This is a genomic window from Streptomyces roseicoloratus (assembly GCF_004117935.1).
In the GTDB taxonomy this organism is placed as follows: Bacteria; Actinomycetota; Actinomycetes; order Streptomycetales; family Streptomycetaceae; genus Streptomyces; species Streptomyces roseicoloratus.
In genome coordinates, this window is record NZ_SDOY01000033.1 from 1 (window position 1) to 608 (window position 608).

A 608-nucleotide genomic window follows, 5' to 3' on the forward strand; every position below is an offset into this window, starting at 1 on the left:
CGGCGGTGAGCGCGAGCCGGGTGCCGCCGCCGTCCAGGCGCTGGGCGAGACCGGCCACCGTCGGCGCCTCGAACACGTCGCGGACGTCGATCTCCGCGGCGAGGGCGGTACGGACGCGACTGACGAGCTTCATGGCGAGCAGCGAGTGCCCGCCGAGGGCGAAGAAGTCGTCGTCGGCCGAAACCCGGCCGGTCACGCCCAGCACCTCGGCGAACAGGCCGCAGAGCAGTTCCTCGCGTGCGGTACGTGCGGCCCGGCCGCCGGCGAAGAGCCGGAAGTCGGGGGCCGGCAGGGCGCGCCGGTCGACCTTGCCGCTGCCGGTGAGCGGCAGCGCGTCGAGGGTGACGACGGCCGAGGGGACCATGTGGGCGGGCAGGGTGTCGGCGGCGAACCTGCGGAGTTCGAGGGCCAGTTCGGGGCTCGGGGCGGCGACCGCGCAGTGGGCGACGAGGCGGCGGTCGCCGTCCGCGGTCTCGTGCGGGGTGACGACGGCCTGCCGAACGGCGGGGTGGCCGGTCAGTGCCTGCTCGATCTCGCCGGGTTCGATGCGGAAGCCGCGGATCTTGACCTGGTGGTCGGTGCGGCCCAGGTAGTCGATCCGGCCGTCA

General features: G+C 74.8%; 1 protein-coding gene. It reads right to left on the reverse strand.

Going from position 1 to position 608, the window contains the following annotated elements; translation table 11 throughout:
- Positions 1 to 608: phosphopantetheine-binding protein (locus ESG85_RS02530; protein WP_164986143.1), on the reverse strand; the 608-nt coding region annotated here is incomplete at both ends.